At 65.8% G+C, this 15,473-nt stretch carries 13 protein-coding genes and 1 tRNA gene; 10 read left to right on the forward strand and 4 right to left on the reverse strand.

The window, feature by feature from the left end:
• Window positions 1–154 precede the first annotated feature (154 nt).
• The 3 genes from ACT6Y9_RS02910 (at window position 155) to ACT6Y9_RS02920 (ending at window position 3,673) form a co-directional block, all read left to right on the forward strand.
• Entirely contained in the window at window positions 155–1,174 is a 1,020-nt protein-coding gene (locus ACT6Y9_RS02910; RefSeq protein ID WP_443743450.1) for an ADP-ribosylglycohydrolase family protein, read from the forward strand.
• 22 nt (window positions 1,175–1,196) lie between these two features.
• Window positions 1,197–2,141: a PfkB family carbohydrate kinase gene (locus ACT6Y9_RS02915; RefSeq protein ID WP_443743451.1), complete on the forward strand. Its 945-nt coding sequence runs from the start codon at window positions 1,197–1,199 to the stop codon at window positions 2,139–2,141.
• A 77-nt stretch (window positions 2,142–2,218) separates the two neighbouring features.
• Window positions 2,219–3,673, forward strand: a complete 1,455-nt coding sequence (locus tag ACT6Y9_RS02920) for a purine-cytosine permease family protein (RefSeq protein WP_443743452.1) — start codon at window positions 2,219–2,221, stop codon at window positions 3,671–3,673.
• 146 nt (window positions 3,674–3,819) lie between these two features.
• Here ACT6Y9_RS02920 and fdhF read toward each other — a convergent pair whose 3' ends face one another.
• The 4 genes from fdhF to ACT6Y9_RS02940 all read right to left on the reverse strand — a co-directional run bounded on the left by fdhF (window position 3,820) and on the right by ACT6Y9_RS02940 (window position 9,282).
• Complete coding sequence (gene fdhF / locus ACT6Y9_RS02925; protein WP_443743453.1) at window positions 3,820–6,540, reverse strand: formate dehydrogenase subunit alpha; 2,721 nt, start codon at window positions 6,538–6,540, stop codon at window positions 3,820–3,822.
• Window positions 6,533–8,314 carry an NAD(P)-binding protein gene (locus ACT6Y9_RS02930; RefSeq protein WP_443743454.1) on the reverse strand — a complete coding sequence of 594 codons (1,782 nt, stop codon included), beginning with the start codon at window positions 8,312–8,314 and terminating at the stop codon, window positions 6,533–6,535. Before ACT6Y9_RS02930 ends, fdhF begins: the two co-directional genes overlap by 8 nt.
• Window positions 8,315–8,776: 462 nt before the next feature.
• Window positions 8,777–8,863, reverse strand: a tRNA-Leu gene (locus tag ACT6Y9_RS02935).
• Between the two features lie 65 nt (window positions 8,864–8,928).
• Entirely contained in the window at window positions 8,929–9,282 is a 354-nt protein-coding gene (locus ACT6Y9_RS02940; protein WP_443743455.1) for a hypothetical protein, read from the reverse strand.
• Window positions 9,283–9,403: 121 nt separating this feature from the next.
• Here ACT6Y9_RS02940 and ACT6Y9_RS02945 point away from each other — a divergent pair, with 121 nt between their 5' ends.
• The 7 genes from ACT6Y9_RS02945 to iscB all read left to right on the forward strand — a co-directional run.
• Window positions 9,404–11,779, forward strand: coding sequence for a ribonuclease R family protein (locus ACT6Y9_RS02945; protein ID WP_443743456.1), 2,376 nt, complete (start codon window positions 9,404–9,406; stop codon window positions 11,777–11,779).
• Window positions 11,780–11,909: 130 nt separating this feature from the next.
• Window positions 11,910–12,764: a 23S rRNA (guanosine(2251)-2'-O)-methyltransferase RlmB gene (gene rlmB / locus ACT6Y9_RS02950; protein ID WP_295479949.1), complete on the forward strand. Its 855-nt coding sequence runs from the start codon at window positions 11,910–11,912 to the stop codon at window positions 12,762–12,764.
• A gap of 128 nt (window positions 12,765–12,892) precedes the next feature.
• Window positions 12,893–13,288, forward strand: coding sequence for a 30S ribosomal protein S6 (rpsF, locus tag ACT6Y9_RS02955; RefSeq protein ID WP_295479947.1), 396 nt, complete (start codon window positions 12,893–12,895; stop codon window positions 13,286–13,288).
• Window positions 13,289–13,318: 30 nt separating this feature from the next.
• Window positions 13,319–13,603: a primosomal replication protein N gene (priB, locus tag ACT6Y9_RS02960; protein ID WP_443743457.1), complete on the forward strand. Its 285-nt coding sequence runs from the start codon at window positions 13,319–13,321 to the stop codon at window positions 13,601–13,603.
• Window positions 13,604–13,615: 12 nt separating this feature from the next.
• A complete protein-coding gene (gene rpsR / locus ACT6Y9_RS02965) occupies window positions 13,616–13,888 on the forward strand; it encodes a 30S ribosomal protein S18 (protein ID WP_139687927.1) in 273 nt (90 codons plus the stop codon).
• A gap of 19 nt (window positions 13,889–13,907) precedes the next feature.
• Window positions 13,908–14,357, forward strand: coding sequence for a 50S ribosomal protein L9 (gene rplI / locus ACT6Y9_RS02970; RefSeq protein ID WP_295479942.1), 450 nt, complete (start codon window positions 13,908–13,910; stop codon window positions 14,355–14,357).
• Between the two features lie 581 nt (window positions 14,358–14,938).
• A partial coding sequence (gene iscB, locus ACT6Y9_RS02975) for an RNA-guided endonuclease IscB (RefSeq protein ID WP_443743458.1) occupies window positions 14,939–15,473 on the forward strand: 535 nt, incomplete at its 3' end.

The following is a 15,473-nucleotide window of genomic DNA, read 5'->3' on the forward strand; positions in this document are numbered from 1 at the left end:
CGCCGCAAGGCGACAGGTCAGGAACCCCGCGACTTTAGTCGTCGGGAGTAGTCAGATAGATTTTTCTGGAATTACCGCCTTCGCTCTGTTATTCTTGCGCACCTCGAAAAAAGCCTCCAGCAACGCCCCGAAGCACAATCGGGGCGCGATCACGATGTCCGCTCAACTTGAAAATCACATTGCCGGCGCGATTGCCGGTATGGTGCTCGGCGACGCCCTGGGCGTGCCGGGCGAGCTCTGGCCCCGCGAGAAGGTGCGCGCCCGCTTCGGCCGCATCGACCGCTTCCTCGACGGTCCGGCCGACAACATCGTCGCCTGCTACTTCAAGGCGGGGCACTACACGGACGACTCCGCCCAGGCCTTCGTCATCCTGAAGGCGATCCTTAAGGCGGGCACGGTGCCCCCGGCGCAGGTCTTGGCCGACGACCTCCTCGAATGGGTCCGCTCGATGAACGGCTTCGAGATCAATCTGCTCGGCCCCTCCTCCAAGGCTTCCCTTCTCGCGTGGAGCCGCGGCGAGGACGCCGCCCCCGTGACGAAGCTTTCGCTCACGAACGGTGCGGCGATGCGCATCGCCCCGGTGGGCTGCCTCGTCGAGTGGTGCGAGCATGAGAAGCTCGCCGAAACGGTCGCGCGCGTGAGCCGCGTGACGCATTCGACGGACGTTGCGATTTCGGGCGCGGCGATGGTCGCGCAGGCGGTCGCCTCCGCCGTCGCCGGCCGCAGCTGGGACGAAATCATCCACGACGTGAAGCTCATCCACCCGATCGCGATGCGCCTGGGCGAGCCCACTTGGGCCGCTTCGATCCTCGCGCGCCTCGAGGTCTTCGAGAAGCTCATGCTCCCGCGCCGCAACGAACTCGACGACGAGGCGGCGAGCCGCTTCATCTACGACGTGATCGGCACGGGCACGATGACTTCCGAGTCCGTCACGGCCGCCCTCTGCACGGCCTTCTGGTGCCGCGACGCGAAGCGCGCCGCGGAGCTCTGCGCCAACATGGGCGGCGACACGGACACGATCGGCTCGATGGCCGCCGCCATCTGCGGCGCCGCCGCGGGGTACGACGACATGCCCGCCGACTTCATGGGCGAACTCGAGCGCATCAACGCGCTCGACTTCCGCGCCCTCGCCGCAGAGACGGCCGCGTGCCGCCTGCGCTTCACGCTTGACTGACCCCGAGGAGGCCCAGAGGACCATGCGCGGCATCTGCGAACTCATCGACGCCCTCATCGCGCAGGAGCGCCTTCTCGTCGTCGGCAGCGCCTTCGTGGACGTGATCGTGCACGTCCCGCGCCTTCCGCTTTCGGGCGAAGACGTCGAAGGCTCGAGCCGGCAGCAGGTCGTGGGCGGCTGCGCCTTCAACGTCGCCGACGTGGTCGCGAAGCTCGAGCTCCCCTTCGAGACGCTCATTCCGATCGGCGAAGGCATGATCGCCGAGCGCGTGCGCGAGAGCTTCCGCATGCGCGCCATGGCGACGCGCGAATACCACGACCTCGGCGACAACGGCTGGTGCCTCTCCTTCGTCGAGCCTTCGGGCGAGCGGACCTTCGTCTCGATGTCCGGCATCGAGAAGTGCTTCCGCCCGGAATGGCTCGACGCGGTCGCGCCCGAAGCGCAGGACCTCATCTATCTCTCGGGCTACCAGACGGACGAACGCAACGCCGACTTCATCGCGGCGCTCCTTGAGAGGAAGCGCCCCGACGCGCGGATCCTCTTCGATCCGGGTCCGTGCGCCGACCGCATTCCGCAGGCGATGAAGGAGGCGGTGCTCGCCGCCAACGCGATCCTCAAGGTGAACGCCTCGGAAGCCCGCGTTCTCGCACCCGCAGCGGACGTCGAAACCTCCGCGCGCACGCTCTCCCTCTCGACCGGGTGTCCGGTCGTCGTCACCGACGGCGCGCGCGGCGCGCTCGTGGTCGAAGGCGAGGAAATGCTCCGCGTGCCGGGCTTCCCCGTGCACGTGGTGGATACGATCGGCTCGGGCGACGCCCATGCGGGCGGCATGCTCGCGGGCCTCATGTGCGGCTTCCCGTTGCCCGAGGCCGTGCTTCTCGGCAACGCCGTCGCGAGCTGGGTGACGGGCGAGGAGGGGGGCGCGAGCGCCCCCAACGCGGCGCGCCTGCGCGCCCGACACGCCTGATCGCCGGCCACAGATTTCCCCAAAACAATAAAAAACATTCATAACCCACCCACTCCCACTCGGAGCACAAACCCAACATGTCAGACGCATCCCGCATTGAAACCAACGGCGTCAATCCGGTTCCCGACAGCGAACGCTACGGGCGCCCCTTTGACCTCTTCCCCGTCTGGTTCTCCTGGAACATCTCGATCTTTGGCATCACGCTCGGCATCTACGTCTTCGGCCTCGGCCTCTCGGTCTGGCAGGCGATGTTGGCCGGCGTCATCGGCTACTTCCTCTCCTGCGCCCTCGTGGGCATCCTCGCCGTCGGCAGCGTCCGCACGGGTCTGCCCACGCTCGTGCAGTCGCGCCTCGCCTTCGGCTACCACGGCAACAAGTTCCCGACCTTCTTCGGCTACCTCGCCAACATGGGCTGGAAGGTGACGCTCCTCTCGATGGCCACCACGACGCTCGCCGACGTGGTCGGCAACCTCATCCCCTCGCTTATGGGCGAGAACGGGATGCCGCTCGCCGGGTGCACGTTCGGCTGCTTCATCGTGGTTCTCCTCCTCACGATGAGCGGCGCGATCTACGGCCACCAGCTCATCCTCAAGATCGAGAAGGCGATTGCGTGGCTGACGGGCCTCTTCACGCTCGTCTACCTCTTCTTCTTCATCCCGAACATCAACTTCTCGGTGCTCGACTCGGTTCCGTCGGGGAACTTCGCCACCTTCGTGGGCGGCATCGTCCTCTCGATGACCATGGTGGGCCTCGGGTTCCTCAACTACGGCGGCGACTACGCGCGCTACCTGCCGCGCAAGAGCCCCGCTTCGGGCGTGATCTTTTGGACCACCACGGGCATCGCGCTCCCGGTTTCCGTCCTCCTCATCCTCGGCGTGATGCTTGCCGTCGGCAACCCCGCGCTGCTTGAGAAGGCGAACCACGAGCCCCTCGCCGCCCTCACCGGCATCCTGCCCTTCTGGTTCTACGTTCCCTTCTCGCTCGTCGTCATCATCTCGCTCGTCTCCGCGGGCATGACGGGCATCTACTCCTCGGGCCTCGCGCTCCTCGCGCTCGGCGTCCCGATGAGCCGCCTCGGAACGACGATCCTCAACGGCGTGCTCATTGCGCTCGGCTCCTACTACCTTCTCTTCATCTCCGACAGCTTCGTCTCGACCTTCCAGTCCTTCCTCGCCCTCATCTCCGTCGTGATGGGCACCTGGGGCGCGATCGAGATGGTGGACCTCATCCGCCAGAAACGCCTCGGCTGGAACGTCAACCTCGCCCTCCCGCCCGGTGAAGGCGGCGAGTCCGTGCGTTGGACGGCCTTCGGCTCGCTCCTCGTGGGCTCTGTGATCGGCCTCGGCACGATCACGTCCTCGGACCCCTGGATCGGCCATGCGGTGAGCTTCCTGCTGCCCGCCGGCACCGAGGGCTCGGTCTTCGCGCGCGCCAACATCGGCCTCGTCGCCGCGATGATCATCGGCGCCGCGCTCTACTCGATCCTCACCTACGTCCTCAAGGTGGGCAGCCACCTCGAGCCGCAGAAGTAGTCGTTAGGGGATTCGTCCGCCTCCGGGCGGACGGAGCCCCAAAGAGGAAAAGAAAAACGCTCCGCCTTCCTGCCGGAAGAGCGGAGCGTTTTTTTCATCCGTCCGCTGAACGCTCCCCGAAGGAGGAGCGTTCAGAGCGGGGAGAGCTACATGGACGGAGCGAGCTTCTCCACGCGCACCGCGCAGACCTTGTACTCCGGCGTCGAGCAGATGTTGTCGAGCGCCGCCTTCGTGAGCCAGTTGCAGTTGCCGTCTTGGAAGTGGAACGGCATCCAGCTCTCGCCAACGTTGGTCTTGTCGGAGACGTGCGCCACCGAGTCGATCACGCCGCGCCGCGAACTCACCTTCACGCGGTCGCCGTCGGCGATGCCGAGGCGCTTCGCGTCCTTCGTGTTGAGCTCGATGAAGGAGTGGCCGGAGATCTCGTTGATGCCCTCGGTCTTGTCGGTCATCGCGCAGGCGTTGTAGTGGTAGAGCACGCGTCCGGTCGTGAGCATGAGCGGGTACTCGGCGTCCGGGAGTTCGCTCGAGGCGCGGTAGAGTGCCGTGGAGTAGTGCCCGAGGCCGCGCGTGAACTTCCCGACGTGCAGGATCGGCGTGCCCGGATGGTCCGGACCCGTGCAGGGCCACTGCAGGCCGCAGCCGGCCACCTTGGCGCTGTCGAGGCGCTTGTGGCTGATGCCGGCGAAGGAGGGCGTCACCGACGCGATCTCGTCCATGATCTCGGCGGGCGTGAGCCGCGGCTGCGGGTAGCCCATGCGGTTCATGATGTCCGTGAAGATGTCCGTGTCCGCGCGCGTGCCGGGGATCTCCACGGCCTTGCGGATGCGCTGCACGCGGCGCTCGGTGTTGCTGAAGGTCCCCTCCTTCTCGGCGTAGCTCCGCCCCGGGAGCACGACGTCGGCGTACTTCGCCGTCTCCGTGAGGAAGAGGTCGTCCACGACGAGGAACTCGAGGTTTTTGAGCGCCTTGATCACGTGGTGGGTGTCCGGGTCCGTGCGGACCGGATCCTCGCCGAAGATGAAGAGACCCTTGACGTCGCCCGAGATCATCTTCGGGAAGGCGTCCGTGGCGAAGAGACCCTTGAAGCGCGGCAGCTCCACGCCCCAGGCCTTTTCGAACTTCTCGACGACGCTCGGCGTCGCGATCTTCTGGTAGCCCGTGAGGTCGCCCGGCGACGCGCCCATGTCGCACGCGCCCTGGACGTTGTTCTGGCCGCGCAGCGGGTTGATGCCGCACCCGGGCCGCCCGTACTTGCCCGTCACCATCGCGATGTTGGAGAGCGACATCACACCCTCGGTGCCCGAGGAGTGCTCCGTGACGCCGAGGCAGTACACGATCGCGGCGCGGTGGGCGCGTCCGTAGAGGCGCGCCGCGGCGATGAGGTCGCGCGCGTCGATGCGGCAGATGTCGGCGACGCGTTCGGGCGTGTAGTCCTCGACCATCGCGGCGAGCTCCTCAAACCCTTCGGTGCGGGTCTTGATGAACTCGTGGTCGATCAGGTCGTCGTGAATGAGCTGGCGCACGATGCCGTTGGCGAAGGCGACGTTCGTGCCGGGGCGCAGCTTCAGATGGATGTCCGCGGACTTCGAGAGGCCGATGTCGCGCGGGTCCACCACGATCAGCTTCACGCCGCGGCGCAGGGCCGCGCGGATCTGCATGCCGATCACGGGGTGCGCCTCCTCGGGGTTGGAGCCGACGAGGAGGATCACCTCGGCGTTTTCGCAGATGTCGGTGATCGGGTTGGTCATCGCGCCCGAACCGAGCGTGCGCTGCAGGCCCGCAACCGAGGGGCCGTGGCAGACGCGCGCGCAGTTGTCCACGTTGTTCGTCTTGAAGACCGTGCGCGCCATCTTCTGGAGCATGTAGATGTCTTCATTGGCCGAACGCGCGCAGGCGAAGGCGGCGATCGCCTCGCCCCCGTTCTTCTCGCGGATTTCGGTGAAGCGGCGCGCGACCAAGTCGAGCGCGTCCTCCCAGGAGGCGGGCTCCAGTTCCCCCGTCTCCTTGTTGCGGATGAGCGGCGTCTTGAGGCGGCGCTCGGACTGCACGAAGTCGAAGCTCGCCGAGCGGCCCTTCACGCAGAGCAGCCCGTGGTTGGACGGTCCGTCCACGCCCTCGGTGTCCACGATGCGGTTGCCCTTGACGATGAGGTTGTACTGGCAGCCGGTCGCACAGTGCGGGCACGTGGTCTGCACGCGCTTGATCTCCCAGGAGCGGTACTCGCGGCGGCGCTTCTCGATGATCGCGCCCGTGGGGCAGGCCTGCGCGCAGTTGCCGCAGGACTCGCAGTTCGTGCTCTTCCAGTCCGCGCCGAAGGGGGCGAGGATCGAGGTGCGCACGCCCCGGCGGCCCGTCGTGAGGGTGTGATTGCCCGCGGCGTTGTTGCACGCGCCCACGCAGCGCTGGCAGCGGATGCACAGCGACGGGTTGAAGGCGAGGAAGGGATTGGAGTCGAGCTTCTCGCCCGAGGCGGGCTTCACTTCGAAGGGCGTCGTCTCGACGCCGAGCTCGCGGCAGCGGTCCTGGAGTTCGCAGGCGCCGTTCTTCGGGCAGCTGAAGCAGTACTGGGTGGAGTTGAGACCGTGCTCGGCGATGATGAGCTCGAGCGCGGTCCTGCGCGCCGAGTCGATCGCCTCCGAGCGCGTGCGGACGACCATGCCCGGGCGCGCCGCGGTGTTGCAGGATGCGACGAGACCCGTCACGCCCTCGACCTCGACCACGCAGAGGCGGCACGAGCCGATCGAGCTCACGCCCTTCAGGTAGCAGAGCGTCGGAATGTGGATCTGAGCCGCGCGCGCGGCCCCGAGGATCGTCGTGCCTTCCTCGACGGTGACGGTGCGGCCGTCAATGGTGAAGTCAAACATACTGAATCCTCCCGCCGCAGGCGGCGCCCGCACCGAAATGGTCGCAGCGCAGGCAGCGCCCGCATTCCTGCTGCACCTCTTCATGGCTCATGCCGATCTCGACTTCGTTGAAGTCGCGCTTTCTGAACTTCACCGGACGTTCGACGAGGTTCACGCGCCCCTTCGGGGTGCGGTCGTTCATGCGCGGTTCGGGCGCCGAGACGCCGCAGTCGAGCGAATGGTGGAAGCCGAGCATCTCGTCGATGTTGCGCGCGGCGACCTTGCCCGCGCCCACGGCCTTGATGACGGTGGTCGGGCCGCTCTGGCAGTCGCCGCCCACGTAGACGTTGGTGAAGCCTTCGGCCAAAAGGAATTCATCCGTGACGAAGGCGCCCCAGTGGGTCTTCATGCCAAAGTCCTCGAAGGGCTTCGTCACGACGTCCTGGCCGATCGCGGCGACCACAAGGTCCGCCTCGAGCCGCTCGACGGGCTTTTGCGCCGCGACGACGCCGGGACGCCCGCGCGAATAGGCGCTGATCATCTGCGGCTGCATGAGGAGCGCGCGGCACGCGCCCGACTCGTCCATTTCAACCGAGAGCGGGGCCTTGAGGGTGAGCATCTCGACGCCTTCGGCGATCGCGCTCTCGATTTCCTCCTTGAGCGCGGTCATGTCCTCGATGCGGCGGCGGTAGACGAGGTTCACCTCTTCGGCGCCCGCGCGCACGGCCGTGCGCACGCAGTCCATGGCGACGTTGCCGCCGCCGATCACGGCGATCTTCTTGCCGCGGTAGTCCGGGTAGACGCCGTCGCCGATGTCGCGGAGCATCTCGACGGCGGAGATCACGCCCTTCGCCTCCATGCCGGGGAGGCGGAGCTTCTTCGCGGCGTGCGCGCCTATCGAGACGAAGACGGCGTCGCATTCAGAGGCGAGGCGCTTCATCTCCTCGGTGCCCACGGGGCTCTCGAGGTGCACGGTGATGTTGCCCACGCCGAGGATCGCGTTCACGTCCTCATCGAGGCGCTCGCGTGGAAAGCGGTAGGCCGGGATGCCGTAGCGCATCATGCCGCCCAGGTGCTTCTTCTCTTCATAGAGCTCGACCTTGTGGCCCATGAGCGCAAGGAAGTAGGCGCACGTGAGGCCGGCGGGGCCGCCGCCGATCACGGCGACGGTGCAGCCGGTGTCCGGAAGGCGCTTCGGCGTCGGAACGGTGTCCGCCGCCGCCTGGTCGCAGGCGTACTTCTTGATCGCGCGGATGTTGATCGGCGCGTCGATCAGGGTGCGGCGGCATCGCTTTTCGCAGGGGTGCTCGCAGACGTAGCCGCAGGCGGTCGGGAAGGGATTGTCCTTGCGGATCAAGGCGACCGCATCGGCGCTGCGCCCTTCGGCGACGAGCGCAATGTAGCCCGGCACGTCCACGTGCGCGGGGCAGAACGTTTCGCACGGCACCGACTGCGCGACGCCCTTCTGGCAGGCGTGCTCTTCGACGTGGTGCTTGTATTCGTCGGCGAAGCGCGTCATGCCGTCGAGCACCGCCTGCGCGGCGTCGTAGCCGATCGCGCAGTCCGAGCCCGAGCGGATCATTTCGGCGAGGGCCTTGAGGCGCTCGAGATCCTCGGGCACGGCTTCGCATTCGACGATGCGGCGCAGAAGACGCGCCAACTGCGGCAGGCCGTCGCGGCAGGGGACGCACTTGCCGCAGGTTTGAAGAGCACTCGCCTCAAGAAGGCTGAGCTGGAGCGCGAGGGCGCACTGCCCCGGCGGGGTGGCTTCGATGCGGCGAGAGAAACCCAACATGGTTTCTTCGTTGCGCGCATCGGTTACGGGGATGGAATGAACGGATAGTCGGGCCACGAACTGCTCCTGAGACGATCTCGTCCGCGCGCGCGTATGTTGAAGTATTTCTTTGTCGGCGCACGGGGTGGGGTTGCCGAAGAGTCTTAAGGGTATTTTCGTTCACGTTATCCCTTAACTCTTCTGCAGATCATTGTATCGGCAGGGTAGTCCGATGAGAAGACGATCGGCCGATTCTTTATGCGGCCGTAGGGCTCTCGCTCACTGTGGAAATAATTATACGGAGCTAGCCAAAAAGTAATATGTATTCCCGACTCCTTTGCGGCTCTAGTGGATCCGGCCGAAAGGGAGGTACTTATGCGTGGGATAGCCGCCCGGTTTTCGGGACGAACGGCGCGGGGCGAGGGCCGGGATGCGGATTTCAAGACAAAAGGCGCAGATGCCGAAACATCTGCGCCTTGAATCTGGTGCCCGGGAAAGGACTCGAACCTTCACGGCCGTGAAGCCGCCAGCACCTGAAGCTGGTGCGTCTACCAATTTCGCCACCCGGGCGGTAGGAAACGAATTCTGCCTTAGAGTTTATCCGTTGTCAAGAGGCTGATCCAAAAATTCCTGCTTCAGGCCGCTTGGATCTTCTTTTCTGCGTTGCGGATGCCGGCGGCGATTTCGACGCAGCGGCTGCGGTGGGCGATGAAGAGCGAGAGCGCGACGCCGGCGGCGGCGGCGATAGCGACGTCGAAGCGGAAGAGGTTGTGGATCGAGAGGTTGCGCGCGATCCACAGGCCGTGATGAGCGGAAATGGAGAAGTTCGAGAGGCTCCCGGCACTGTAATAGATGCCGGTGGCCTTGCCCTTGGCGGCCGGGAACTGAGCCGCGAGGAGCGCGAGGCCGAGCTCTGCAGGACGCCGCCTGCGCGGTTGAGTGTTTGAGGCTCCGGAGCGGTTCCGGAGCCCGAAGAAGGCCGACCCCATGCACCGGACCTCCCGCGCGGGGTCGTTCTGCTTTAGATTTATGGCGGCCGCATTCACCGCGTTTCGTCCTCGCCCAAACCGAGGACTTTTCACCCACAGCGCCTGCGCTGATCTTTTGAGCATGTCGAAGAAGAAAAAGAAGGCCCTGCCGCCCCCGCCCCTTCCGGAAGTCACCCCTCAGGAACTTGAGAAGGCCCGCGCCCTCATCGCCGGCATCGGCATGGACATCGCCTACGGCAACGCCAAGAAGCGCCTCAAGCGCGATCTCGACTGGTCGAGCGAGCTTGCCAACGCCGTCGTCGTGAAGCTCTACGAAGAGGGGTTCGAATCGGACGGCACGAAGAACTGGTTCGTGCATCCCGAGGCGCAGACCGCGACGGGCGTGGTGCAGGGCGCACGCAGGCCCGAGAACATGACGGTGTCGCCGCAGGGCGAGCTCGGCGATGATCTGCCGGTGTCTCCCTTCTCGCACTACATTCCGGGCGACGTGGTCGAGCTGCGCCGCAGCGTGACGGGCTGGCGCATCGGGCGCTTCATCGCCCGCGCGCAGAAGCGTTGGGTCTGCCACCTCCACTTCCACACCGGGGACTACGGCATCTTCCGGCCCGTCTCCTCGTTCGCGCCCTTCGATCTCGGCGTGCCTGCGGCGGAGATTCCCGCCGGCGTGGACCTCGAGCACGACGCCGTCGAGCTCGAGCTCCCGGCGGACTCCGCTCCCGAGGGGGTTCTGAGCACCGAAGTGTTCGACGACGACAACTATCTGCTCCTGCCGGCGAAGTTCGTCCGCAAGGTGGGCGTGATGAACGACCCCTTGGGCGAGATGCAGATCGCCTCGGCGCAGTTCGGCGTGCCGATCGACTTCAGCCCGGAGACGCTCGCCGAGGCCGCGGCTCTCCCGGACCGCGTGGACCGCCGGAGCCTCGCGCACCGCGTGGACCTCACGGACCTTCCCTTCGTCACGATCGACGGCGAGGATGCGCGCGACTTCGACGACGCGGTCTACTGCGCCGCGCTCCCCGAGGGCGGCTGGCGCCTTCTCGTCGCGATCGCCGACGTGAGCCGCTACGTGAAGCCCGACAGTCCGCTCGACCGCGACGCTCAGATCCGCGCGACCTCGGTCTACTTCCCGGCGTCGGTCGTGCCGATGCTCCCCGAGAAGCTCTCGAACGGCCTCTGCTCCCTCAACCCGGGCGTGGACCGCCTCGTGATGGTCTGCGACGCGCTCGTGAGCTCCGAGGGCGACACGACCGCCTATCAGTTCTATCCGGGCGTCATTCATTCGCACGCCCGCCTCACCTACACGGCCGTCTGGTCGGCCCTTCAGGGCGAGCCCGCCGGGCTCGAGGCCCTCGGCCCCCGCATCGAGGAGGTCCGGCGGCTTCACGCCCTCTACAAGGCGCTCCGCGCCCGCCGCGCCGAGCGCCACGCGCTCGACTTCGAGACGCAGGAGTCGCAAGCGGACTTCAACGACAAGGGCGAGATCACGGGCTTTCACGTGCGCGAGCACAACGACGCGCACCGAATGATCGAGGAGGCAATGCTGGTCGCCAACGTCTGCGCCGCGGAGTTCGTGCTCGCCAAGAAGCAGATGACGCTCTTTCGCGTGCACGACAAGCCCGATGTGAAGAAGTTGGATGAACTCAAGACGCTCCTCTCGAGCTTCGGCATCAAGATCGACGCGGATCCGAAGAAGCTCGCCGAAGAGCTCTCCCGCGTGATTCTCGAGACGAAGGGCAGGCCCTACATCCAGACGGCGGTGCTGCGCACGATGCAGCGCGCGTGCTACCAGCCCGACAACGTCGGGCACTTCGGGCTCCAGTACCCCGCCTACGCGCACTTCACGTCGCCCATTCGCCGCTACCCCGACCTGCTGCTTCACCGCACGATCAAGGGCATCCTCTCGAAGAAGCCCTACGTGCCGAAGATCGAGTTCGACGACGCGGAGGTGATGACGGGCTACCACGCGAGAAAGTTGGGCGCCCGCCCTGAGGCGGAGCGCTCCGCCGCGTCCGGCGAGAAGACCCGGGCGGAGGCGAGGAAGGCCGTCTGGCGCCGCCTCGGCATCATCTGCTCGTCGGCCGAGCGCCGCGCCGACGACGCCTCGCGCGACGTGATGAAGTTCCTCAAGTGCGAGTTCCTGCGCAAGCGCGTCGGCAAGTGTTGGGACGGCGTCGTGACGGGCATGTGCCCGGCGGGCGTTTTCGTCGAGCTCGAACAGATGCCCGTCGAGGGGTTCGTCCACATCTCCAAGCTCGGCTGGGGGTACTTCGACTACGACCCGGCGCTGCAGAAGATGAGCTCCTACGAAGAGATGGTCGAGATCCGCCTGGGCGACCGCGTCCGCGTGCGCCTCGAGTCCGTCGAGCTCGACTCGCGCCGCATCAACTTCACGCTCGAGTCGAGCTACGCGCGTCACACGATCAAGGGCGCGGGGGGTGGTCGCCGCCGCGGGTCCCGCTGGGGCTACGACGGGTTCGACGACGACGATTTCTTTTGACCGGGCGGACGTCTCCTCCGGACGGGCGCGATAGAATGCGCGCCCGCGCCGCGCGGCCTCCCCTGCTGATCCTGCGGGTCCCGCGCCGCCCGTCCTCCACCACCGCGAAAACCCACAAAAGAAGATCACCATGAAGCGAGAACCGAGCCGATCCGACCGAAATGAAGCGCGCGCCGAGCGCGAACGGGCCCCGAAGGCCGAGAAGCTGCGCGCGGGAACGGTCGTTCTCGCGGGCTTTCACGCGGTCGCGGCACGCCTTTCGCTCGACGCGGGCTCGATCGAACTCGTCTACGTCGACCCCGAGCGCCGCGACAAGCGCATGCGCGAGATGCGCGAGAAGCTCTTCGCGCAGGGCATCAAGGTGATGAACGCCGACGCGCGGCGCCTCGAGGGGCTCTCCCCCGACGTCCCGCACCAGGGCATCGTCGCGATCGCCGCCGAGCGCGAGAACACGCTCGACTTCGCCGACCTTCTCGACCAAATCACCCCGAAGACGCTCCTCCTCATCCTGGACGGCGTCACCGATCCGCGCAACTTCGGTGCGTGTCTGCGCGCCGCGGACGCCGCGGGCGTGCAGGCCGTGATCGTGCCGAAGGACCGCTCCGCGCGCATGACCCCGGCGGCCGCCAAGGCCGCGGCGGGCGCCGCTGAGACCGTTCCGGTGGTCGCCGTGACAAACCTCGCCTCGGCGATCATGGAGCTCCGCGACAACGGCGTGACGGTCGTGGGCACCGCGGGCGAGACCGACAAGAGCATCTACGACTTCGATCAGGCGAAGGCCTTCGCCTGGGTGCTCGGCGCCGAGGGCGAGGGGCTCCGTCAGCTCACGCGCCGCCGCTGCGACGCGCTCGCCGCCATTCCGATGGTGGGCAGCGTTGAGAGCCTCAACGTCTCCGTCGCCGCGGGCATCTGCCTCTTCGAGTCGCTCCGCCAGCGCCTCGCCGCCGGTCTCGTCGCGCCGGGCGAGGCCGCCGGCCGCCTCTGATCGGGGCGCGGGAAAAATAAATCCGCTTTTTCGTGCAGGCCGCGGTTCCTTCATGTAGAATCGCGGCCTTTACTGTCCTTGCCGCACTGGAACGACGCTCTGGGCGGCTTTTTCCGCAAGGAGGCTAAATGCGTCACTACGAAATCTGCATCATCGTGCACCCTGACCAGAGCGAACAGGTCCCCGCGATGATCGAGCGCTACAAGACCCTCGTCGCCGAACAGGGCGGCAAGATCCACCGCATTGAAGACTGGGGCCGTCGTCCGCTCGCGTACCCGATTGAAAAGCTCGTGAAGGCGCACTATCTGCTCCTCAACATCGAGTGCGGCCATGAGACGATTCTCGAGATCGAAAACGGCTTCCGCTTCAACGACGCCGTTCTTCGTCACCTCACCGTGAAGACGAAGCATGCCGAAACCGCTCCCTCCCCGATGATGAAGGTCGTCGAGAAGGAAGAGGCCCGCAAGGTTGCCGCCGAGGCCGCCGCGGCTGCTCAGGAAGGGACCGCTCAGGCTCAGGCCTAAGAGCACGGTCCGGACGCCGGAATTCTCCGAGTGAATTCAATCGAGATCAGCGGTGTGCTGATTGAGCGCGAGGCGGTGAGGTTCACCCCCGCAGGCATCGAGGTCTTCGAAGCCGAGCTCCACCACCGCAGCGAACTCGTTGAAGCAGGAAGAATCCGCACGCTCGAATACGACTTCAGCGCCGTCTCGTACGGTGCATGCGCGAAGCGGCTCAACGCCCTCGCGATCGGCGCGGAGATCCGCATCAAGGGATTCCTCGCGCCGAGGTCGATGAAGGGCCGGCGTCTGACAGTACACATCACGGAATTCAATTAGAGAGGTCATCAAATGGCTTTTGGTGCTAAGGGCAAGGGCAAGCCCCGCCGTTCGAACCAGCAAAACTCCCTTTTCAAGCGCAAGAAGTTCTGCCGCTTCACGGCCGAACACGTTGAGCAGATCGACTACAAGGACGTCGAGACGCTGCGCGACTTCATCCAGGAAAACGGCAAGATCATGCCGGCTCGTCTGACGGGCACGAAGGCGCACTACCAGCGTCAGCTCGACACCGCCATCAAGCGCGCCCGCTTCCTCGCCCTCCTGCCCTACACGGACAACCAGTAATCGACGGGAGAAGTATCAAATGCAAGTCATTCTGCTCGAAAAGATCACCCATCTCGGCGACCTGGGCGACATCGTCAAGGTGAAGGACGGCTACGGCCGCAACTTCCTCATCCCCCAGGGCCACGCCAAGCGCGCCACCAAGCAGGCCATCGCCGAGTTTGAGGCCCGCCGCGCCGAGCTCGAGAAGGCTCAGGCCGAACGCATCGCCGCCGCTGAGGAGCTCGCCTCCAAGCTCAACGGCGCTGAAGTCGTGATCGCCTCCAAGTGCGGCGTCGACGGCCGCCTCTTCGGCTCCGTCACGAACGCCGACATCGCCGAGGCCGTGGACAAGCTCGGCTTCCAGATCAAGAAGTCGCAGGTCCGCACGCCGCTCGGCGCCATCAAGGCGACCGGCGAGTACACGATCACGATCGGCCTCCTCACGGAGATCACCGCCGACGTCGTGGTCAAGGTCGTCGCCGAGGAGTAACCGCTCCGACGAGTGTTTTCCGCAGTTCGTGAGGGCGCTCAAGGGCGCCCCCGCGGAAGCGGACAAGGCTCAGAAAAGAGCTCCCGCAGCCTCAGGGCCTATGGGAGCTTTTTTTCGCGCCCGCAGAATCCGATGAGCTTTCAAAATACTTCAAGAAAGTCAATAAGTTGTATGGATTCGTCGGTTGTTGCGTTCGATCAGTGCGCAGGGGGCGCGCGGCGCACCCGTTTGCCCGATAATCTCTCCTTTCCCCGTGGTCCCGCCCGGACCGCTTGCCACCTCCACAGAGCCCCAAGGAACGTCAACTCCCCCGGCCTGAAGGCCGAGGCTTGTGAAAGCAGGCCTGGTTGACCAGCCTAAGTTTTTCGAGAACTGCGTTGCAGACAGGTTCAAGACCCACCTCGGAATACTTCCTCAGTTCCGAGCCCTGGAAGCCTCAGAAGCAGACAAGCATTGGGTACGCACGAAACGGTCTGAGGCATAACGCCGGTCTGTTCAACATTGGCGAGGGGAATTGCTCCGCCCGAAAGGGCGGGGCATGTCACGGGCGTCAGCCCGAAGAATCGTAAGGTTCATTTTTCATGTCAACATCAGTTTTCGTATTGGACAAGAAGCACCGGCCCCTGATGCCGTGTCGCCCCGCAAGGGCGAGACAGCTTCTGCGGGCGGGCCGCGCACGGGTGGTGAAGCGCTTCCCCTTCGTCATCCGGCTCGTGGACCGCACTTTGGAGAAGTCCGAAGTTCAGCCCGTGCTCATCAAGCTCGATCCCGGCTCAAGGGAGACGGGCGCCGCCGTCGTGCGGGAGGACGAGAAGAAGCGGCATCATGCGCTCGCGTTCTTCGTCATCAAGCATCGGGGTGACGCCATCCGCGACGCGCTCAAGGCGCGCAGCGCATTTCGTCGCCGCCGCCGGTCGCAGAATCTCCGTTATCGCACTCCGCGCTTTCTGAACCGCGTCAGGCCCAAGGGATGGCTTCCGCCTTCTCTGCGGCACCGCGTGGACACGCCCCTCTCCGCCGTGAGGAAGATGTGCCGGTACCTGCCGGTGAGCGGTCTCGCGATGGAGTTGGTGAAGTTCGATTCACAGAAGCTCCAGAACCCGGAGGTCTCGGGCG

Source organism: Sutterella sp., assembly GCF_052272535.1.
In the GTDB taxonomy this organism is placed as follows: domain Bacteria; phylum Pseudomonadota; class Gammaproteobacteria; order Burkholderiales; family Burkholderiaceae_F; genus Sutterella.